This is a genomic window from Variovorax sp. GW821-FHT06D12, assembly GCF_059419205.1.
The window spans coordinates 485,764-504,197 of sequence record NZ_JBWKRI010000001.1; the positions used below are offsets into that span (position 1 = coordinate 485,764).

The 18,434-nt window shown below is 67.9% G+C and carries 18 protein-coding genes and 1 tRNA gene; 12 read left to right on the forward strand and 7 right to left on the reverse strand.

What is annotated here, in order from left to right; genetic code table 11:
• Positions 1 to 12 precede the first annotated feature (12 nt).
• The 7 genes from dapC (at position 13) to AC07SQ_RS02280 (ending at position 8,182) form a co-directional block, all read left to right on the forward strand.
• Positions 13 to 1,224 (forward strand): succinyldiaminopimelate transaminase, encoded by a 1,212-nt coding sequence (dapC, locus tag AC07SQ_RS02250; RefSeq protein WP_495270901.1) that lies wholly within the window; start codon positions 13 to 15, stop codon positions 1,222 to 1,224.
• A 50-nt stretch (positions 1,225 to 1,274) separates the two neighbouring features.
• Positions 1,275 to 2,108 carry a 2,3,4,5-tetrahydropyridine-2,6-dicarboxylate N-succinyltransferase gene (gene dapD / locus AC07SQ_RS02255; protein ID WP_495270902.1) on the forward strand — a complete coding sequence of 278 codons (834 nt, stop codon included), beginning with the start codon at positions 1,275 to 1,277 and terminating at the stop codon, positions 2,106 to 2,108.
• Positions 2,109 to 2,195: 87 nt separating this feature from the next.
• Positions 2,196 to 3,344 carry a PilT/PilU family type 4a pilus ATPase gene (locus tag AC07SQ_RS02260; protein WP_062470184.1) on the forward strand — a complete coding sequence of 383 codons (1,149 nt, stop codon included), beginning with the start codon at positions 2,196 to 2,198 and terminating at the stop codon, positions 3,342 to 3,344.
• Between the two features lie 25 nt (positions 3,345 to 3,369).
• Positions 3,370 to 4,557, forward strand: a complete 1,188-nt coding sequence (dapE, locus tag AC07SQ_RS02265; protein ID WP_495270903.1) for a succinyl-diaminopimelate desuccinylase — start codon at positions 3,370 to 3,372, stop codon at positions 4,555 to 4,557.
• A complete protein-coding gene (gene prmB, locus AC07SQ_RS02270) occupies positions 4,554 to 5,435 on the forward strand; it encodes a 50S ribosomal protein L3 N(5)-glutamine methyltransferase (protein WP_495270904.1) in 882 nt (293 codons plus the stop codon). Before dapE ends, prmB begins: the two co-directional genes overlap by 4 nt.
• Positions 5,436 to 5,576: 141 nt before the next feature.
• The gene (locus tag AC07SQ_RS02275; RefSeq protein WP_495270905.1) at positions 5,577 to 7,580 is read left to right on the forward strand and encodes an ABC-F family ATP-binding cassette domain-containing protein; all 2,004 of its coding nucleotides are present in this window, start codon (positions 5,577 to 5,579) and stop codon (positions 7,578 to 7,580) included.
• An 89-nt stretch (positions 7,581 to 7,669) separates the two neighbouring features.
• Positions 7,670 to 8,182 carry a hypothetical protein gene (locus AC07SQ_RS02280; RefSeq protein ID WP_139701662.1) on the forward strand — a complete coding sequence of 171 codons (513 nt, stop codon included), beginning with the start codon at positions 7,670 to 7,672 and terminating at the stop codon, positions 8,180 to 8,182.
• A gap of 28 nt (positions 8,183 to 8,210) precedes the next feature.
• On the opposite strand, the gene AC07SQ_RS02285 is transcribed toward AC07SQ_RS02280, so the two are convergent.
• On the reverse strand, positions 8,211 to 8,441 hold the full coding sequence (locus AC07SQ_RS02285) for a helix-turn-helix domain-containing protein (protein ID WP_062470169.1): 231 nt from the start codon (positions 8,439 to 8,441) through the stop codon (positions 8,211 to 8,213).
• Between the two features lie 70 nt (positions 8,442 to 8,511).
• Between AC07SQ_RS02285 and AC07SQ_RS02290 the strand changes: the two genes are divergently transcribed.
• The 3 genes from AC07SQ_RS02290 to AC07SQ_RS02300 all read left to right on the forward strand — a co-directional run bounded on the left by AC07SQ_RS02290 (position 8,512) and on the right by AC07SQ_RS02300 (position 10,877).
• A complete protein-coding gene (locus tag AC07SQ_RS02290) occupies positions 8,512 to 9,237 on the forward strand; it encodes a helix-turn-helix domain-containing protein (RefSeq protein ID WP_083259139.1) in 726 nt (241 codons plus the stop codon).
• Between the two features lie 540 nt (positions 9,238 to 9,777).
• Complete coding sequence (locus AC07SQ_RS02295; protein ID WP_487846870.1) at positions 9,778 to 10,032, forward strand: hypothetical protein; 255 nt, start codon at positions 9,778 to 9,780, stop codon at positions 10,030 to 10,032.
• Positions 10,033 to 10,187: 155 nt separating this feature from the next.
• On the forward strand, positions 10,188 to 10,877 hold the full coding sequence (locus tag AC07SQ_RS02300) for a DJ-1/PfpI family protein (protein ID WP_495270906.1): 690 nt from the start codon (positions 10,188 to 10,190) through the stop codon (positions 10,875 to 10,877).
• A gap of 263 nt (positions 10,878 to 11,140) precedes the next feature.
• On the opposite strand, the gene AC07SQ_RS02305 is transcribed toward AC07SQ_RS02300, so the two are convergent.
• Complete coding sequence (locus tag AC07SQ_RS02305) at positions 11,141 to 12,142, reverse strand: GlxA family transcriptional regulator (RefSeq protein ID WP_495270832.1); 1,002 nt, start codon at positions 12,140 to 12,142, stop codon at positions 11,141 to 11,143.
• A gap of 213 nt (positions 12,143 to 12,355) precedes the next feature.
• Between AC07SQ_RS02305 and AC07SQ_RS02310 the strand changes: the two genes are divergently transcribed.
• Both AC07SQ_RS02310 and AC07SQ_RS02315 read left to right on the forward strand, forming a co-directional pair.
• Positions 12,356 to 14,287, forward strand: coding sequence for an amidohydrolase (locus AC07SQ_RS02310; RefSeq protein WP_495270831.1), 1,932 nt, complete (start codon positions 12,356 to 12,358; stop codon positions 14,285 to 14,287).
• Positions 14,284 to 14,670: a YybH family protein gene (locus AC07SQ_RS02315; RefSeq protein ID WP_495270830.1), complete on the forward strand. Its 387-nt coding sequence runs from the start codon at positions 14,284 to 14,286 to the stop codon at positions 14,668 to 14,670. The genes AC07SQ_RS02310 and AC07SQ_RS02315 overlap by 4 nt, the downstream gene beginning before the upstream one ends.
• A gap of 76 nt (positions 14,671 to 14,746) precedes the next feature.
• On the opposite strand, the gene AC07SQ_RS02320 is transcribed toward AC07SQ_RS02315, so the two are convergent.
• The 5 genes from AC07SQ_RS02320 to tolB form a co-directional block, all read right to left on the reverse strand.
• A tRNA-Lys gene (locus AC07SQ_RS02320) sits at positions 14,747 to 14,822 on the reverse strand.
• 51 nt (positions 14,823 to 14,873) lie between these two features.
• Complete coding sequence (locus tag AC07SQ_RS02325; protein WP_235926844.1) at positions 14,874 to 15,692, reverse strand: tRNA threonylcarbamoyladenosine dehydratase; 819 nt, start codon at positions 15,690 to 15,692, stop codon at positions 14,874 to 14,876.
• 80 nt (positions 15,693 to 15,772) lie between these two features.
• Positions 15,773 to 16,525 (reverse strand): tol-pal system protein YbgF, encoded by a 753-nt coding sequence (ybgF, locus tag AC07SQ_RS02330; RefSeq protein WP_062470144.1) that lies wholly within the window; start codon positions 16,523 to 16,525, stop codon positions 15,773 to 15,775.
• A complete protein-coding gene (pal, locus tag AC07SQ_RS02335; protein ID WP_062470142.1) occupies positions 16,525 to 17,043 on the reverse strand; it encodes a peptidoglycan-associated lipoprotein Pal in 519 nt (172 codons plus the stop codon). The genes ybgF and pal overlap by 1 nt, the downstream gene beginning before the upstream one ends.
• 36 nt (positions 17,044 to 17,079) lie before the next feature.
• Positions 17,080 to 18,396: a Tol-Pal system beta propeller repeat protein TolB gene (gene tolB / locus AC07SQ_RS02340; RefSeq protein WP_095745431.1), complete on the reverse strand. Its 1,317-nt coding sequence runs from the start codon at positions 18,394 to 18,396 to the stop codon at positions 17,080 to 17,082.
• Positions 18,397 to 18,434 lie beyond the last annotated feature (38 nt).

Sequence of the window (18,434 nt, forward strand, 5' to 3'; positions counted from 1 at the left end):
ATAATCCGGGGCATGAATCCCTTGCTTGCCAAATTGCAGCCGTACCCGTTCGAGCGGCTGAAGCAGCTGTTCGCGGGCGTCACGCCCGCCCCCGAATTCGCCCCCATCAGCCTGGGCATCGGCGAGCCCAAGCACGCCACGCCGGCCTTCATCAAGGACGCCCTGAGCGCCGGCCTCGGCGCCCTTGCCGCCTACCCGGCCACCGCCGGCGAGCTGAAACTGCGCACCGCCTTCACCCATTGGCTGCATCGCCGCTACAGCCTGGCGCTCGACCCGGCCACCCAGGTGCTGCCGGTCAACGGCTCGCGCGAGGCGCTGTTCTCGCTCGCCCAGACCGTGGTCGACGCCAGCGCCCACCCGAAGCCGGTGGTGATGTCGCCCAACCCGTTCTATCAAATCTACGAGGGCGCGGCCCTGCTCTCGGGCGCCGAGCCGTACTACGTGCCCAGCGTGCCCGCCCGCAACTTCGCCGTCGACTGGGACAGCGTGCCCGACGACGTCTGGGCCCGCACCCAGCTCGTGTTCGTCTGCTCGCCGGGCAATCCCACGGGCGCGGTGATGTCTCTGGACGAGTGGAAGAAGCTCTTCGCGCTGTCCGACCGCCACGGCTTCGTGATCGCCGCCGACGAGTGCTACAGCGAGATCTACTTCCGCGACGAGCCCCCGCTGAGCGGCCTGGAAGCCTCGATGAAGCTCGGTCGCCCCGACTTCAAGAACCTGATCGCGCTCACCTCGCTTTCGAAGCGCAGCAACGTGCCCGGCCTGCGCAGCGGCTTCGTGGCCGGCGACGCGGCCCTCATCAAGGGCTTTTTGCTGTACCGCACCTACCACGGCAGCGCCATGAGCGGCGCCGTGGCCGCCGCCAGCATCGCGGCCTGGGGCGACGAGTCGCACGTGGTCGACAACCGCGCCCAGTACCGCGCCAAGTTCGCGGCCGTCACGCCGCTGCTCGAACCCGTGCTCGACGTGCGCCTGCCCGACGCCAGCTTCTACCTCTGGGCCGGCGTGCCCGAAGTGTGGGCTGGCGACGACGAAGCCTTCGCCCGCGCGCTCTACGCTCAATACAATGTCACGGTTCTGCCGGGGAGCTATCTGGCGCGCGACACCGACCACAGCGCCAACCCGGGCCGCGGTCGCATCCGCATGGCGCTGGTGGCCGAAACGGCCGAGTGCGTCGAGGCCGCCCAGCGCATCGTCCGTTTCGTCAAAGACGGCCGCCGCTGACCCCCTGTCGCCCCGCTTCCCTGCCCCCTTTTTCACCCGAGACTCTCTCCATGACACAGCAACTGCAACAAATCATCGACGCCGCGTGGGAAGACCGCGCCAACATCTCGATCACCGCCGCCCCCGCCGAAGTGCGCGAGGCCGTCGAGCACGTGATCACCGAGCTGAACAACGGCAAGCTGCGCGTCGCCACCCGCCAGGGCGTGGGCCAGTGGACCGTGCACCAGTGGATCAAGAAGGCCGTGCTGCTGTCGTTCCGCCTGAAGGACAACGAGCAGATCCAGGCCGGCTCGCTGGGCTTCTACGACAAGGTGCCGACCAAGTTCTCGCACCTGTCGGCCGCCGAGCTGAAGGAATCGGGCGTGCGCATCGTGCCCCCGGCCGTGGCCCGCCGCGGCAGCTTCATCGCCAAGGGCGCGATCCTGATGCCCTCGTACGTGAACATCGGCGCCTACGTGGGCGAAGGCTCCATGGTCGACACCTGGGCCACCGTGGGTTCGTGCGCGCAGGTCGGTGCCAACGTGCACCTGTCGGGCGGCGTGGGCCTGGGCGGCGTGCTCGAGCCGCTGCAAGCCAACCCGACCATCATCGAAGACAACTGCTTCATCGGCGCGCGCTCCGAAGTCGTCGAAGGCGTGATCGTCGAAGAGAACTCGGTGCTGGGCATGGGCGTGTACCTGGGCCAGAGCACCCCGATCTTCAACCGCGACACCGGCGAGATCTCGTACGGCCGCGTGCCCGCCGGCAGCGTGGTCATCAGCGGCAGCCTGCCCAAGAAGACCAAGTCGGGCCAGGACTACAGCACCTACGCCGCGGTCATCGTCAAGACGGTCGACGCGCAGACGCGTTCGAAGACCAGCCTGAACGACCTGCTGCGCGACTAAAACGCACCCACCACCGGCCGCCTGCTTCAACGCGCGCGGCCGGTTCGCTTCTTCCCTGAGAAAAAACAGCACCGAGGAGAGAGACCGATGAACATGATGGAACGGATTCTTCGTTTGATGGCCGAGCGCAAGGCCTCCGACATCTACCTCTCGGCCCACTCCCCGGTGATGATCCGCATCAACGGCAACTGCCTGCCCATCAATGCGCAGGTGCTGCCCCCGACCGCGCCGCTGGCGCTGCTGTCGGAAGTGGTGCCCGAAGCCCGCATCCAGGAACTGGAAAACACGGGCGAACTCAACATGGCCGTCGCCCTCGAAGGCGCCGGCAACTACCGCATCAGCGCCATGCGCCAGCGCGGCAGCTACGCGGTGGTGGTGCGGCACATCGCCTCGGTCATCCCCAGCTTCGACGACCTGAACCTGCCCGACATCCTGAAGTCGCTCATCATGGAAAAGCGCGGGCTGATCCTGATGGTGGGCGCCACCGGCGCAGGCAAGACGACCACGCTGGCCTCGATGCTCGACTACCGCAACGAGCACGCCAGCGGCCACATCCTCACGGTCGAGGAGCCGATCGAGTTCACCTACACCAACAAGAAATCGCTGGTGAACCAGCGCGACGTGGGCAGCGACACCACCTCGCTGCAGGTGGCCCTGAAGAACGCACTGCGCCAGGCGCCCGACGTGATCCAGATCGGCGAAATCCGCGACCGCGACACCATGACGGCCGCCATCGCCTACGCGCAGTCGGGCCACCTGTGCGTGGCCACGCTGCACGCCAACAACAGCTACCGCGCGCTGAACCGCATCCTGAGCTTCTTCCCGGTCGAGGTGCGCCCCACCCTGCTGGGCGACCTGGGCTCGGCGCTGCGCGCCGTGGTGTCGCAGCGCCTGCTGCGCACGCCGGCCGGCGGGCGTGTGCCCGCGCTCGAAGTGATGCTGAACACCGCGCTGGTGGCCGACCTGATCGAAAAGGGCGACTTCTCCGGCGTCAAGGAAGCCATGGAGCAATCGATGGCCGAAGGCTCGCAGACCTTCGAGGAAGACATCGCGCGCCTCATCACCGAGGAACGCGTGACCCGCGAGGAAGGCCTGGCCAACGCCGACTCGCCCACCAACCTGATGTGGCGCCTGCAGAACCGCGACGCGCCCAAGAAGCAGGCCGAGGATCGCGACCTGACCGACCAGCTCGACGAACCGACTTTCACCGACATCACGCTAGACGTGAAGTTCTGACCGCCCCTTAATCCCCGCTCCCTCGATGTCCCGTACGCTCCAGCTCGCCGAACAACTGATCTCGCGCCCTTCCGTCACCCCCGACGACGCGGGTTGCCAACAGATCCTGGGCGAACGCCTCGCCGCGCTGGGCTTTACGCTGGAAACCATCGAGAGCGGCCCGGCCGATTTCCGGGTCACCAACCTCTGGGCCGTGCGCCGCCCCACCAACGGCAAGGCCACGAAGACGCTGGTCTTTGCCGGCCACACCGACGTGGTGCCCACCGGCCCGCTCGACCAGTGGAGCAGCCACCCGTTCACGCCCACGCACCGCGACGGCAAGCTCTACGGCCGCGGCGCCTGCGACATGAAGACTTCGGTCGCGGCCTTCGTGACCTCCATCGAAGAATTCCTGCAGGGCGAGCCCGACCCGGCACTCACGCTGGCCCTGCTGCTGACCAGCGACGAGGAAGGCCCCGGCGTCGACGGCACCGTGATCGTCTGCAATGCGCTGGCCGCACGCGGTGAAGCCATCGACTACTGCATCGTCGGCGAGCCCACCTCGGTCGCGCGCTGCGGCGACATGATCAAGAACGGTCGCCGCGGCACCATGAGCGGCAAGCTCACGGTGAACGGCGTGCAGGGCCACATCGCCTACCCGCACCTGGCGAAGAACCCGGTGCACGCGGTGGCGCCCGCGCTGGCCGAACTGGTGGCGATCAACGCCGCCGGTGGCTGGGACGCGCAGAGCAACCCCTACTTCCAGCCGACCAGCTGGCAGATCAGCAATTTCCACGCGGGCACCGGCGCGAGCAATGTCATTCCGGGCAGCGCGGTGATCGACTTCAATTTCCGCTTCTCGACCGAATCGACGCCCGAGTCGCTGCAGCAGCGCGTGCATGCCGTGCTCGACGCGCACGGCGTCGACTGCACGCTGACCTGGACCGTCGGCGGCCTGCCCTTCCTGACCACGCCCGGCGAACTCGTCACGGCGGTGCAGGCGGCGATCCGCGAAGAAACCGGCCTGGACACCGAGCTGTCGACCAGCGGCGGCACCAGCGACGCGCGCTTCATCGCCAAAATCTGCAAGCAGGTGGTCGAATGCGGCCCGGTGAACGCCAGCATCCACAAGATCGACGAGCACATCGACGTCGCCGAGATCGAGACGCTGAAGAACATCTACCTGCGCACGCTGCGCGGGCTCGACGCGGCGCTTGCGCAAGGCGCGCGATGAGCACGGTCATCGAACTGATCGAAGCCGGCGCCAAGCGGCTCGAAGACGCCGGCGTGGCCTTCGGCCACGGCACCGCCAACGCCTTCGACGAAGCCGCCTGGCTCGTGCTGTGGCGCCTGAAGCAGCCGCTGGACGACATCGACGCCGTGGCCGACACCCCTGTGTCGCCGGCCGATGCTGCCAAGGTGGTTGCCCTCATCGACGAGCGCATTGCCACGCGCAAGCCCGCCGCCTACCTCACGAAAGAGGCGTGGCTGCAAGGCGTGCCCTTCTACGTGGACGAGCGCGCCATCGTGCCGCGCAGCTTCATTGCCGAGCTCATCGCCGACGGCAGCATCGACTACTGGCTGGGCGAACACACGCAGCGCGTGCTCGACCTGTGCACCGGCAACGGCAGCCTCGCGGTGCTCGCGGCGCTCACCTACCCGGATGTGACGGTGGACGCGGCCGACCTGTCGGTGCAAGCACTCGAAGTGGCCGCCATCAACGTCACGCGCCATGCGCTCGACGCCCGCGTCACGCTGATCGAATCGGACGGCCTGAGGAACGTGCCCGGCACGTACGACCTCGTGCTGTGCAACCCGCCCTACGTGAACAGCGCCAGCATGGCCGCGCTGCCCGCCGAATACCGCGCCGAGCCCGAACTGGCGCTGGCCGGCGGCACCGACGGCATGGATTTCGTGCGCCAGCTGTTCACCGACGCGCCCGCCCGCATGAGCGAGCAGGCCGTGCTGGTGCTCGAAATCGGCAACGAGCGCGATTACTTCGAGGCGGCGTTTCCGCAGCTCGAGGTGGTCTGGCTCGAAACCTCGGCCGGCGAAGACCAGGTGTTGCTGGTCACCCGGACGGCGCTGCTGGCCGGCGCCGGCGTGCGTTAGCGACGCCCGCCGCCCCCGCTTCACCGCCTTGCACGCAGCCTCCGGGCTGCGCCCCCTTTCATCGGGCGATGTCCGCCTTTGCCCCTTCGCGCCGGCTCGCTGAAGGTCGGACGGGATAATCCCCCCTACGGTTCCTATTTCATGATTACTCTCAAAAACGTCATTCTTCGCCGCAGCGCCAAGAAACTGCTGGACGGCGCCACCGTCAATCTCAACCCCGGCGAAAAGGTCGGCCTGGTGGGACGCAACGGCGCCGGCAAGTCGTCGCTGTTCGCGCTGTTCAACGGCACGCTGCACGAAGACGGCGGCGACTTCTACATTCCCAAGCAGTGGCGCATGGCCCAGGTCGCGCAGGACATGCCCGAGACCGAGGAGTCGGCCACCGACTTCGTGGTGGGCGGCGACACGCGCCTGACCGAGCTGCGCGCCACGCTGGCCGCCATCGAGGCCGCCTACGCCGAGAACCCCGACGACGCCGACATCGGCATGGAGCTGGCCCACGCCTACACCGACCTGGCCGACGCCGGCGAGCACGACGCCGTGCCGCGCGCGCAGGCGCTGGTGCTGGGCCTGGGCTTCAAGTCGCACGAGTTGGACGAGCCCGTCAACAGCTTCTCGGGCGGCTGGCGCATGCGCCTGCAACTGGCCCGCGCGCTGATGTGCCCGAGCGACCTGCTGCTGCTCGACGAACCGACCAACCACCTGGACCTGGACGCGCTCGTCTGGCTCGAAGCCTGGCTGCAGAAGTACGCCGGCACCATGATCGTCATCAGCCACGACCGCGAGTTTCTCGACGCCGTGACCGACGTCACCCTGCACATCGCCAACGCCCAGCTCACGCGCTACGGCGGCAACTACAGCAAGTTCGAGGACATGCGCGCGCTGCAGATGGAGCAGCAGCAAGTGGCCTTCAGCAAGCAGCAGGACAAGATCGCCCACCTGCAGAAGTTCATCGACCGCTTCAAGGCCAAGGCCAGCAAGGCCAAACAGGCGCAAAGCCGTGTCAAGGCGCTGGAGCGCATGGAAAAAGTGGCGCCGCTGCTGGCCGAGGCCGACTTCACCTTCGAGTTCAAGGAGCCGGGCAACATCCCGAACCCGATGCTCTCGATCGACAACGCCAGCTTCGGCTACGAGGTTGAAGGCGAAGCGCCCAAGACCATCCTGCGCGGCGTGAGCCGCTCGGTGCTGGCGGGCCAGCGCATCGGCATCCTGGGCGCCAACGGCCAGGGCAAGTCGACGCTGGTGAAGACCATCGCGCGCGAAATGGGCGCGCTGGCCGGCCAGGTCACCGAAGGCAAGGGCCTGAACATCGGCTACTTCGCGCAGCAGGAACTCGACGTGCTGCGCCCGCAGGACAACCCGCTGGAGCACATGGTGCGCATGGCGCGCGAGCTGGGCAGCAATGCCAAGGAAGCCACCGGCGAGCAGGCCCTGCGCGGCTTCCTGGGCAGCTTCAACTTCAGCGGCGACATGGTCAAGCAGCCCGTGGGCACCATGAGCGGCGGCGAAAAGGCCCGCCTCGTGCTCGCGATGATGGTCTGGCAGCGCCCCAACCTGCTGCTGCTGGACGAGCCCACCAACCACCTGGACCTGGCCACCCGCGAGGCCCTGGCCGTGGCGCTCAACGAGTTCGAAGGCACGCTGATGCTGGTGAGCCACGACCGTGCGCTGCTGCGCTCGGTGTGCGACGAGTTCTGGCTCGTGGGCCGCGGCGTCGTCACCGACTTCGACGGCGACCTGGACGACTACCAGCGCTACCTGCTCGACGAATCCAAGCGCCTGCGCGAAGAGGCCAAGGTGGCCGTGCGCGAAGCGGACGCCGTGGCGGCTGCAGCTGCGGCCGCCGCAGCTGCAGCGCCAGTGAAGAGCAGTAACACCCCCGAGCAGCGCAAGCAGGACGCCCAGGAGCGCCAGCAGCGCAGCGAGCAGGCCAAGCCGCTGAAGAAGGAGATCGCCAAGATCGACGAGCGCATGGCCGCGGCCAGCGCCGAGCGCAGCACGCTCGAAGCCCGGCTGGCCGAACCGCTGCCGCCCGCGGAGATCGCCGACGCCGGCAAGCGGCTGAAGGCGCTCAACGACGAGATCGCGCAGCTCGAAGAGCGCTGGCTGGCGCTGTCCGACCAGCTCGAAGCGCTGGCGGCATAACCCCTGCCGCCCGCACGGCCCGGCCGGTCTCCACCGGCGCGGCCGGGTAGCATGGCACGCTCAGGGAACCCGCCAAGGAGCCACGCTGCATGCCTTCTTCGATCGAACTCGCCCGGGGCGATGAAAAACTCATCGCGGCCATCCACCGCAGTCGACGCCTGATCGGCCGCAAGGCCCTCATGGCCGCCGCCGCCAGCGCCGTGCCGCTGCCGGGCGTCGACTGGATGGCCGACGCGGCGCTGCTGTCGCGCCTCGTGCCGCAGATCAGCGCCGAGTTCGGGCTCTCGGTCACCCAGGTCGAAAAGCTCGCGCCGCACCAGCGCGAGCGCATCCAGAAGGCCGCGACCACGCTCGGCGCCCTGCTCGTGGGACGGCTCGTCACGCGCGAGCTGCTCATGAAGCTGGCCCGGCACGCCGGCATCCGCCTCACCGCCAAGCAGGCCACCAAGTACGTGCCCATCGCCGGCCAGGTCGTGTCGGCCGCGCTCGGCTATGCCGCGCTGCGCGCGCTGGGCGAACAGCACATCAAGGACTGCGTGCGCGTGAGCACCACGCTGGCCCTCACGCCGCCTGAGCCCGCCGAACGGCTCAAGCCGGCCTGATCCGGCCATCTCTAGGTCAGTCGCCGGCTCAGTCGCCGGCAGGCGGCGGCCCGTAGTGCGGGGCCGGCCGCAACGCCTCTTCCTTCATGCGCTGCTCGTAGGCCGCCAGCAGCGCGACGTAGTGGCGCGACATCACGTCGCTCACCCGCCCCAGCCCGATCTTGCTGACCGTGGGCTGCGGAATGCCCGTGCGTTCCTGGATCTGCTTTTGCGTCAATCCGAGCGCCCGCAGCGCCTGCACCAATTCGCGTGGTTTCATATCGATCCTCCCTTTTTTTCCTATTTTAGAGTCCAATACGAATATTCATCTGCGCTTGAATCTCCACCCCATGGAGACTATTGCTTCACGTGCCCTGGCCGCACGCAAATTCGCCAAGATGACGCAGAAGCAGGCCGAGGCCGCTTCGGGCGTCAAGCAGTCGAGCATCTCGAAGATCGAGCGTGGCGACACCAGCCGGTCGATGAGCGTGCTCGCCCTGGCACGCGCCTACCGCGCCGACCCCAACTGGCTCGACACCGGCGACGGCCCCGCCCCGTGGGACGAGGTGCAGATCCGCCTGGCACGCGACAACGCCCACGAGCCGCCCGGCCCCTACCGCGTCACCCGCATCGCGCCCGTCGGCCCGGCTTTCGCGCCCCAGACGCCCGGCACCGTGCCGCTGATCTCGTGGGAGCAGGCCGGCGAATGGCGCGGCGCCGAATCGCCGCCCCGGCCCACGCTGGCCGAGCGCTGGATTCCCTGCATCGCGCACCACAGCGCCGGCACCTACGCACTGCGCGTGCGCGGCGACAGCATGACCTCGCCGCACGGGCACCTGAAGAGCTACCCGGCCGGATCGATCGTCTTCGTCGACCCGCAGCACACCACGCCCGACGACGGCGAGCGCGTCGTCGCCAAGCTCGACGACGACATCCGTGGCGAAGTCACCTTCAAGGTCTACAAGGAAGACGCGGGCCGCCGCTGGCTGCTGCCGCTGAACCCCGCACACGAGGCCGTGCGCGTGCCCTTCACCGTGCTGGGCACCGTGATCGGCAAATGGGAAGACGAAGACTGAGGGCCCAAAGGGCCTCTTTTCGCGAGGTCAGGTTGCGTACAGATTCGCCGGGCACAGTGAGGTTTCTCCCGGTGGCTTGCACCTCTGATCCTCCCTCCTCCAGCAAGTCACCTTCCAGCCCGCCCTCGTGCGGGCTGTTTTTTTGCCTGCACCGCTGCGCGCCGGGCGGCGGCTTTTGATGGGGTCGATTCTTTCTGGTATATAATTCGCGGTTGCCCGAAATGATCGGGCATTTGCCTGGCCAGGCAAGCTGAATCTCATACCAGCGCGTCGAAGTCATAGCGACGAGAAAAACAACAATGACTTCCGCAAACGAATCTTTGCCGTAGCGTGGACCGCGTAAGAGTTCACGACCACATTCCGACAAAAGCCCTCCTCGCGAGGGCTTTTTCATTTCTGCGCGCTGGCGCCCCCAAGGCGTCCGCCTTCCGTCAACCCCTCTTCTTTCCTACACGGTGTAACGGAATGCGACCTACGCAGTACCACGCGGGCCCAAGAGACGATTCGTTCACTGTCAGCACAGGGAACAAAGGGAATCACATGAGCCTCAGGGACATCCGCGAACGCTACGGCGTCAGCTTCGAAAGAGGAGCCCGCGTCATCTGCGGCGGCCGGCTCGGCACCGTCGCCGGCGCGAGCAATTCGCACATCCGCATCAAGTTCGACGGGCGCCAGATCAGCAGCCCGTGCGATCCGCTGGAGGTCCAGCCGTGCCATGAGGGCGCCACGGGCTCCACCGGCCTCGCGGACCTCACGCCGCAAGCCAGCGCGCAGGACTGGCACGCCCCGGCCTGAGGCCAATACCCGGCCCAAAGCGCGCGCGCTGAGCAGCGCGCGCCCACTGGGCCTTGGCTGTTTTTGACGCAGGGTTGGCATCGCGGCCCCGGGGTGCACGTGCCATGATTTTGGCCAGTCCCTTCGGGCCCCCTCCTCTTCGTCAAAGGCCAACGATGCGCATCCTCGCCCTGCTCTTTCCCCGCTTCACCGCCATCGACCTGATCGGCCCGGCCAATTGCTGGGGGTTGATTCCCGGCGTGCAGTTCCAGTTTGCCGCCGCGCAGGCGGGTGCACTGCCCATGGACTTCGGCGGACCGCACGCGGACATCGTGGCCACGCACGACTTCAAGACATGCTGGCAGGACCCCGATGTGCTGCTCGTGCCGGGCGGCGGCAGGCCCGCATTCGAGGCACTCGACAACGACGCCTACCTCGACGCAGTCGCGCACATCGGCGCCCGGGCGGGCTGGGTGACCAGCGTCTGCAACGGCTCGCTGCTGCTGGGCGCGGCCGGGTTGCTCAAGGGCTACAAGGCGGCCTGCTACTGGTACTCGCGCGACTACCTCGAACTGTTCGACGCCCAGCCGGTGAACGAGCGCATCGTCATCGACCGCAACCGCGCCACGGGCGGCGGCATGACGGCCGGCGTGGACTTCGGCCTGCACATGATCGGCCAGTGGGCTGGTGCACCCAACGGCGCGCTGACGGAGCTGTTGATGGAATACGCACCCCAACCGCCCTTCGGTTCGGGCCGGCCCGAGATCGCTTCGCAGGAGACGCTGGCGACGGCACGCGGCATCCTGCAAGGAGAAATGCCCAACGACCTCGTGGCGCAGGCGGCTCGCCGGCGCGGCTTTGCCTAGGGCCTGTTCACCCTACTTCTGGCGTCGCGAAGGTCTGCCACGGCGGGCCAATCAAGGCGCGTGACGCCGCGTGTGCATGCGCACACGCAAGGAGCGCAACGCCGAGTGGCCCGCCGTGGCAGACCTTCCCTTCGGGTTGGCTGGCAAAGGGGCCGTCTGCGGCGTTGCCCGCGCTTGCAAGGCTTCAGCCTTGCTGCGCACGGGCGCCTTGCAGCCAGCCCCTTTGCCAGCCAACGCGACGCCAGAAATAGGGTGAACAGGCCCTAGTTGAGCGCAGCGGCGGTTCCGACAGCTTCCGAGTGCCGGTAGCTGTCCGGCCCGACGCCCAGCACGCGCACGAACGAGCGCCGCATGTTCTGCTCGTCTCCGAATCCGCAGTCGCGCGCGATCTTCTTCAGGCTCAGCGCCGGCTCGGCGAGCGAGCGCAATGCGGCCTCGATGCGGAAGGCCTCGATCGTCTTGGCCGGCGTGCGGCCGACCTGCTCGGTGTAGCGGCGCGCAAAGGTGCGAGGCGCCATGCCCACGCAGTCGGCCAGCGTTTCCACGCTCAGCTCGTCGGCCAGGTGCTCCATGAGCCATGCGTGCAGCTTGCTGAAGCCGCGGTCGCCGGCGATCTGCGACGACAGCGCCGCCGAGAACTGGGACTGATGGCCCGGGCGCTTGAGAAAAGTCACGAAGGAGCGCGCGGCTTCCATCGCGATCTCGTAGCCGTGGTCTTCCTCGAGCACGGCCAGCGCAAGGTCGAGCCCGGCGGTGAAGCCCGCCGACGTCCACAGCTCGCCATCGCGCGAATAGATGTGGTCGGCCTCGATGCGGCCCTGCGGATAGCGCTCGGCCATCACCCGGGCAGCCTGCCAGTGCGTGGTGACCCGCTTGTTCATGAGCAAGCCCGCTTCCGCCAGCAGGAAGGTGCCGGTGCAGATGCCGCAGATGCGGGGCACCTGGCGGCCTTCGCGCGCCAGCCACGCCACCAGGTCGGCGGGAATCGGCGGGTCCGCGGGCGGCCCGCCGCCGGGCACGACCAGGGTGCCGATGCGCTCAGTGGCGATCTGCGACAAGGGCTCGGTGACCATGCAGATGCCCGATGACGTGCGGATCGGCTGGCCACCGATGGATGCGATCGCGATGCGGTAGCCCGGCGTGGCGCTGCCGAGAAAGTAGCGCGTCGCCATGGCGAAGACATCGGCGGTGCCGGTGATGTCGGAGGCCGTCACCTCGTCGAACGCGAGGATCACCACGAGGTGGCTGTCGGCGGGGTGTGTCATCGAGGTGCTCCAGGGAGCGCAGCGCCGATCGGAGGGGCGGGGCCGCGCGTGCTTTCGGATCGTACGTGCTGCCCCGCGGGAACGCGAGAAGGGCAGGCCCCGGCCTGCCGTCGCGTGTGGTCGATGGCCGGAATTGACAGCAGTTTGTCTGTGCGCGGGCGCCCCGCCTCTCTACGCTGGCCGTCCGTCATCCCGTGAGAGTGAGCCCGCTTCATGACCGCCCTTCATCCGCACGCCGCACTGCCGGTGACCTCGCCGGTGGCCATGCCACCCCTGCCGGCGCCCTCGCCCGCGAAGAAGAACAGTGCGCACTACCGCTGCGCCTGCTGCATCCCGCGCGCGGCGTTTCTTCAGCTGCTCCACGACGTGCACCGCGCAGCGCACGATGCCGACTGGCGACAGCCCGCACCGCTCACCCGACCGATGCTGTGGACGTGCATGGCCGCTGCCTGGCAGGCGCAACCGCTGGGCCTCTCGGGCGCGGCTTTGCCGGCCGCTGGCAGCGACGGTGCGGCACCGCTCGTTCGAAGGCGCGGTGGCCCTTCCAAGGCGCCAGGGGGCGCCGAGCGCGTGCTGTCCGGCGGGCGCATCTTCACGGCCGACCGCACGCATCCGTGGTGCGAGGCGCTCGCCATCGACGAAGGCCGCATCGTCGCCACCGGCACGCGCGCCGAGATCGAGGCCTGGATCGGCGAACGCACCGAAGTCATCGAGCTGCAGGGGCGCCTGGTGATTCCCGGTTTCAACGATGCGCACATGCACCACACGCCCGACCCCGCGGGCATCCGGCTGCCGGTCGATCCGGTCGTGGACCCCGGCTTCGCGCAGGTGGCACCGATGATCGAGGAGGCTGTCGCAGGCTCGCCGGCGGGCACCTGGATCTACGGGGTGATGGGCATCGGGCTGTCGATCGACCGCTCGGTGACGCGCGACGCGCTCGACGCGCTGGCGCCCCGGCACCCGGTCATCCTGCTGGGCATGACCAACCACACCAACGTGGTGAACAGCGCCGCGTTGCAACGGCTGGGCATCTCGGACGACGAGCCCGATCCGCTGGGCGGCACCTACGAACGCGTGGCGGGCACCCGGCGGTTGTCGGGGCGCATCAACGAGTACGCGCAATGGGCGCCGCAGCGCACCTTCGCGTCCATGGCCACGCGCGACGAGGGCGTGGACAGCCTTCGCGCGCTGGCGGCCGATTGCGTGCGCTGGGGCATCACCACCTTGCAGAACATGTCGTGGACGCCCGCGGCCCGTTACGTCGAGATGCTGAAGGCCGCCGACCTGCCGATCAAGGTGCGGGTGATCCGCTTTCCGCCGTCGGGGCCGCAGGGGCGCCTGGTGAGCGAAGGCCGGGAGCTGCCGCGCCAGGTCGCTCCGCGCATCCGCGTGGACGGCACCAAATGGATTCTCGACGGCACGCCCGTCGAACGGGCCTCGGCCATCGGCCGTGCCTACGGCGACGATCCGACGACCCAGGGGCGCGAGAACTTTGCGGCATCCGACGTGCGCGAGATGCTGCGCGAAAGCATCGCCGCGCGCGAACCGCTGCTGCTGCACGCGATCGGCGCGCAGACGCTGGAGACGGTGCTCGCATGCGCGGAGTCCTTCGGCCCCGATGTGGACTGGCGCGACCCCGGCCTGCGCATCGAGCATGCCGACGGCATCACGCCCGCGCAGATCGACCGCACGAAAGCTCTGGGCGTGACGGTGGTGCAGAACCCTTCGCACTTCCTGTTCGGCGATCTGTATTCAGCGCGCTTCGGTGCCGACACGCCCTTTGCGGCTTTCCGCTCGCTATTCGGCGCCGGCATTCCGGTGGCCCTGGGCTCCGACGGGCCGCTGAACCCCTTCCTCGGCCTGTATGCCGCCGTGGTGCATCCGGCCAGGCCCGACGAGGCTGCCAGCATGGAAGACGCCCTGAGGGCCTACACGCACGGCGGCGCGGTGGCCGAAGGGCTGGGTGAGCACAAGGGCCGCCTGGTGCCCGGCGCCTGCGCCGATCTGGCCGTGCTGTCCCAGGACCTGTTCTCGATCGCGCCGTCGGAGATTCCGGCGACCCACAGCCTCCTGACGCTGGTCGACGGCCACGTCGTCCACGAACACGTCTTCACTCCCGCTTCTTCAACCACGGAAACACCATGACCTTGATTCAACAGATCCAGCAGCAAGAGGACGCGCTGGCCCGCGCCATCGCCAGCCGGCGCCTTCCCGACGCCCTGGCGCTCTACACGCAGGATGCGCAACTCCTGCCCGAGGACGCGCCCACCTTCAAGGGCCATGAAGAGATTTCGCGCTTCTTCGAAGGCGTCTTCGCCCAGGGCATCGTGGCCGCGAGCTTCGTCTCGCTCGATGTCGAGGGGAACGAGCACGAGGCCTCGGAGGTCGGCGCGTATGAGCTCCAGGCGGCGACGCCGGAGGGCACGAAGGTCACGGCAGACAGCGGACGCTACCTCGTGCTGTGGCGCAAGGTGGAAGGCCGCTGGCTGATTCACCGGGACATGATCAACCACGGCCCCCAGGGGTGATCGTGCGTGGGGGCGCGCGCCGCCCATAAAAAAATCCTCAGGTGCTTGCAGCACATGAGGATTGATTGGGGGGTTCTGGTAGGACGTACTGGATTCGAACCAGTGACCAACGGATTAAAAGTCCGCTGCTCTACCAACTGAGCTAACGTCCCGGAACCATTTTTCTTGCTTCTTGCCGACGTTGAATCCAGCAAAGCCTTGGATTATAGCGTGGTGTTTCTCGCAATTTCGTCGAGCACCCACCCTGCCGCACATTGTCCGAAGGTGGCGGTCACGCTGACCACCGATCCGTAGCCGTGGCAGTTGAGCGAACCGTCGCCCGCATCGATCTGGCAGGACGCGTCGGGCGGTGCCACGCTCTCGCGGCTGAACACGCAGGCCAGGCCGATCTTTCGGCCTTCGCGCGGCGCGCCGTGCAGCTTGCGCAGCCGCTGGCGAAGCTGGGCCAGCAACGGGTCGTGGGTGACGAGCGACAGGTCGTCGATGTCGACCTTGTGCGCCTGCCGCTTGCCGCCCGCCGCGCCGACCGTGATGAACGCGGTGCTGCGCGACACGGTGCGCGCCCAGGCGGCCATGGCGAGCTTGGCCTTCACCTGGTCGCAGGCATCGATCACCGCGTGCACCGGCCCGTGGGCGGCCTGCGCGGTCTCGAGCAGCGAGGCCCAGTTGTCGGGTTCGACGAACTCGTCGATGGCGAGCACTTGGCAGTCGGGGTTGATCTGCGCGATGCGCTCGCGCATGGCCTCGACCTTGGCCTGCCCAACGGTCGAGTCGAGCGCGTGGATCTGGCGGTTGATGTTCGACTCCGACACGTGGTCGAGGTCGATGAGCGTCAGGCGCCCCACTCCGCTGCGTGCCAACGCCTCGACCGCCCACGAGCCCACGCCACCGATGCCGACGACCAGCACATGCGCGTGGCGGATGCGCGCGGCACCGGCCACGCCGTACAGGCGCTCGAGGCCGCCGAAGCGGCGCGCAAAGTCAGGCGCCGCGGTGTCGGTGAGGACATCCGCGGCGGCCATGGGGAGGGAAGAGGCTTCTTCAGCCGAAGGCATCATCGAAGCACTCTCAAGCGGAACACTCCGCCGAAACGGTCATTGCATCAACGCAGGCGCGACAGACGCTCGCGGCCGGCCTGTGCGGCTTCCGACTGCGGGTAGGCCTTGGTCAGGTCTTCCAGCGTGCGGCGTGCGGCGCGCGTGTCCTTCAGTTCGATCTGGCAATTCGCAATCGACAGCACGGCTTCGGGCGCCTTGGCGTGGTCGGGCGCGAGCGAGAGCATCGAGCGGAAATTGGCGATGGCTTCGTTGTAGTTGCGCGTGGCGTACTGCGCATTGCCGAGCCAGAACAGCGCGGACGCGTTGTAGCCGCTTTGCGGGTAGCGCTTCACGAACTCGGCGAAGGCGGTCTGGGCCTGCGCGAACTGGCCCGAGCGGAAGACGCCCAGGGCGGCTTCGAAGTCGGCCTTTTCCTTCGGATCGGCGTTGAACTCGCGGCCGTCGATCGAGACCTTGGAAGGCTCGTTCTGCTTGAGCTTGTCGTCGATGGTGGTCTGGCGCGACTGCATTTCGCTCAGCGTGCGCGTGAGCTGCTCGTTCTGGCCGGTCATGCGTGCCAGTTCGCCGCGCATCTGCTCGATCTGGCTTTGCAGGTCGAGCAGGCTGCGACGCAGCTGGCCGTTTTCGTCGGCCAGGCGCTGGTCGGTCTGCTGGCGCATGGCTTCGACGCGCTGGCGCAGGTCGAGGATGGCGCGGCGCGCCTCGTCGTCCTCGAACAGCGCCGCCTGCGAGCCGGCCGACGCGCAGAACAAGGCGGCGGCGAGGGCCGCGCCTCGCCACAGGGCTCGTGGTTGCATCACCGGGTGTAGCGGATTTCAGCGCGGCGGTTCTGCGCCCACACTTCTTCGCCCGAGCCTTGGGCTGCGGGCTTTTCCTTGCCGAAGCTCACGGCTTCGATCTGGCTGTCGTTCACGCCCAGCAGCGTGAGCGCACGGCGCACGGCTTCGGAACGCTTCTGGCCGAGGGCCAGGTTGTACTCGCGGCCGCCGCGCTCGTCGGTGTGGCCTTCGATCGAGATGCGACGTTGCGTGGCGCCCTTGAGGAAGCGCGCGTGGCCGTCGATCACCGACTGGAACTCGGGCTTGACCGTGTAGCTGTCGTAGTCGAAGTACACGATGCGTGCCACGCCGACCGGACCTTGCGCCGTGTTGGCGTTCGGGTCGATGGTCACCGGGGCCACGGCGGTTGCGCCGCCTTGCTGGCCGCCGGCCGTGCCGCTGCGGTCGGTGACCGGCGTTTCGTTGAGCTTGGTGCCCGACGAGCAACCGGCGATGAGCGCCACGATGGCGAGCGAATAGATCGTACGTTTCAACATTTGCGAACTCCTCAAGTAAATTTATCTGGTCAATGCTTATTGCTTTTGAAACGGACCCCAGTCCGGTTCACGGATGTCTCCCGCCTGACCCGCGAGGCGGGCCTTGATCTTTCCGTCCAGCGTGGTCGTCATGAGCGCCTCGCGGCCCTGCAGGTGCGTGGCATAGACGATCAGCTTGCTGTTGGGTGCGAAGCTCGGGCTCTCGTCGGCCGTGGTGTCGGTGATCGCGGCGACATTGCCGCTGGCCAACTCCATCACGTGGAGTTTGAACGCACCGCCGACCCGCGAGATGTAGGCCAACCACCGGCCATCGCCGCTGACAGATGGAGAAATGTTGTAGGTGCCGCTGAAGGTGACCCGTGTCGGATTGCCGCCGCTGGCGCTCATCTTGTAGATCTGGGGCGCGCCGCCACGGTCACTCACGAAGTAGATCGTGCTGCCGTCGGCCGAGTACACCGGCTCGGTGTCGATGCTCGAGCTCTGGGTGAGGCGGCGCGGTTCGCCGCCGCTGGCCGGGATGGTGTACAGCTGCGAGCCGCCGTCGCGGCTGAGCGTGACGGCCAGTGACCCGCCGTCGGGTGCCCAGGCCGGGGCGCTGTTGGAGCCCTTGAAGTTGGCGAGCAGACGGCGCTGGCCGCTGGCCACGTTGTGCACGTAGACCACGGGCTTGCGCGACTCGAAGGACACATACGCCAGCTGCTGGCCGTTGGACGACCAGCAGGGCGAGATGATCGGCTCGGGACTGGCAAGCGCAGCCTGCGCGTTCTCGCCGTCGGCATCGGCCACCCACAGCGAGTAGCGGCTGCCACCCTTGGTGACGTAGGCGATGCGGGTCGAGAAGATGCCCTTCTCGCCGGTCAGCTTCTCGTACACGTAGTCGGCGATGCGGTGCGCTGCCAGGCGCAGGTCGCCCTGCGGCACGGTGTAGCTCTGGCCGCCGAGGTCGCGGTCTTTCACGACGTCCCACAGGCGAAAGCGCACGTCGTAGCGGCCGTCGCCCAACCGGCTCACGCTGCCCACCACGAGCGAATCGGCGGTGCGCTGGCGCCACAGGGCGAGGTCGGGGCGCGAGGATTCGTCGAGCGCCTGGCCCGAGGCATCGACGCCACGGAACTGGCCGCTGCGTTCGAGGTCGGCCTGGACGATGTCGGAGATCTTCTGGGGCGAGGCGTCCTGCCCCCGGAAAGGCACGAGCGCGATCGGCAACTGCGTCAGCCCCACGCCCGACACCTCGACCCGGAACTGGGCCATGGCGGGAAGCATGGGAGAGGCAGCAAGGGCCGCGATGAGGCTGCGGCGTGCAATCAACGATGAAGAAGGAGTTGGGGAAAGATCTGGCAACGGCTTGTTCATGCGGTTCGGAGAGGTTTCCGGGTAAAAAGTTTCTCCCC

Coding starts and splice junctions, on each gene's coding strand:
- dapC (WP_495270901.1), top strand. CDS start 13: ATGAATCCCTTGCTTGCCAAATTGCAGCCGTACCCGTTCGAGCGGCTG.
- dapD (WP_495270902.1), top strand. CDS start 1,275: ATGACACAGCAACTGCAACAAATCATCGACGCCGCGTGGGAAGACCGC.
- AC07SQ_RS02260 (WP_062470184.1), top strand. CDS start 2,196: ATGAACATGATGGAACGGATTCTTCGTTTGATGGCCGAGCGCAAGGCC.
- dapE (WP_495270903.1), top strand. CDS start 3,370: ATGTCCCGTACGCTCCAGCTCGCCGAACAACTGATCTCGCGCCCTTCC.
- prmB (WP_495270904.1), top strand. CDS start 4,554: ATGAGCACGGTCATCGAACTGATCGAAGCCGGCGCCAAGCGGCTCGAA.
- AC07SQ_RS02275 (WP_495270905.1), top strand. CDS start 5,577: ATGATTACTCTCAAAAACGTCATTCTTCGCCGCAGCGCCAAGAAACTG.
- AC07SQ_RS02280 (WP_139701662.1), top strand. CDS start 7,670: ATGCCTTCTTCGATCGAACTCGCCCGGGGCGATGAAAAACTCATCGCG.
- AC07SQ_RS02285 (WP_062470169.1), bottom strand. CDS start 8,441: ATGAAACCACGCGAATTGGTGCAGGCGCTGCGGGCGCTCGGATTGACG.
- AC07SQ_RS02290 (WP_083259139.1), top strand. CDS start 8,512: ATGGAGACTATTGCTTCACGTGCCCTGGCCGCACGCAAATTCGCCAAG.
- AC07SQ_RS02295 (WP_487846870.1), top strand. CDS start 9,778: ATGAGCCTCAGGGACATCCGCGAACGCTACGGCGTCAGCTTCGAAAGA.
- AC07SQ_RS02300 (WP_495270906.1), top strand. CDS start 10,188: ATGCGCATCCTCGCCCTGCTCTTTCCCCGCTTCACCGCCATCGACCTG.
- AC07SQ_RS02305 (WP_495270832.1), bottom strand. CDS start 12,142: ATGACACACCCCGCCGACAGCCACCTCGTGGTGATCCTCGCGTTCGAC.
- AC07SQ_RS02310 (WP_495270831.1), top strand. CDS start 12,356: ATGACCGCCCTTCATCCGCACGCCGCACTGCCGGTGACCTCGCCGGTG.
- AC07SQ_RS02315 (WP_495270830.1), top strand. CDS start 14,284: ATGACCTTGATTCAACAGATCCAGCAGCAAGAGGACGCGCTGGCCCGC.
- AC07SQ_RS02325 (WP_235926844.1), bottom strand. CDS start 15,692: ATGGCCGCCGCGGATGTCCTCACCGACACCGCGGCGCCTGACTTTGCG.
- ybgF (WP_062470144.1), bottom strand. CDS start 16,525: ATGCAACCACGAGCCCTGTGGCGAGGCGCGGCCCTCGCCGCCGCCTTG.
- pal (WP_062470142.1), bottom strand. CDS start 17,043: ATGTTGAAACGTACGATCTATTCGCTCGCCATCGTGGCGCTCATCGCC.
- tolB (WP_095745431.1), bottom strand. CDS start 18,396: ATGAACAAGCCGTTGCCAGATCTTTCCCCAACTCCTTCTTCATCGTTG.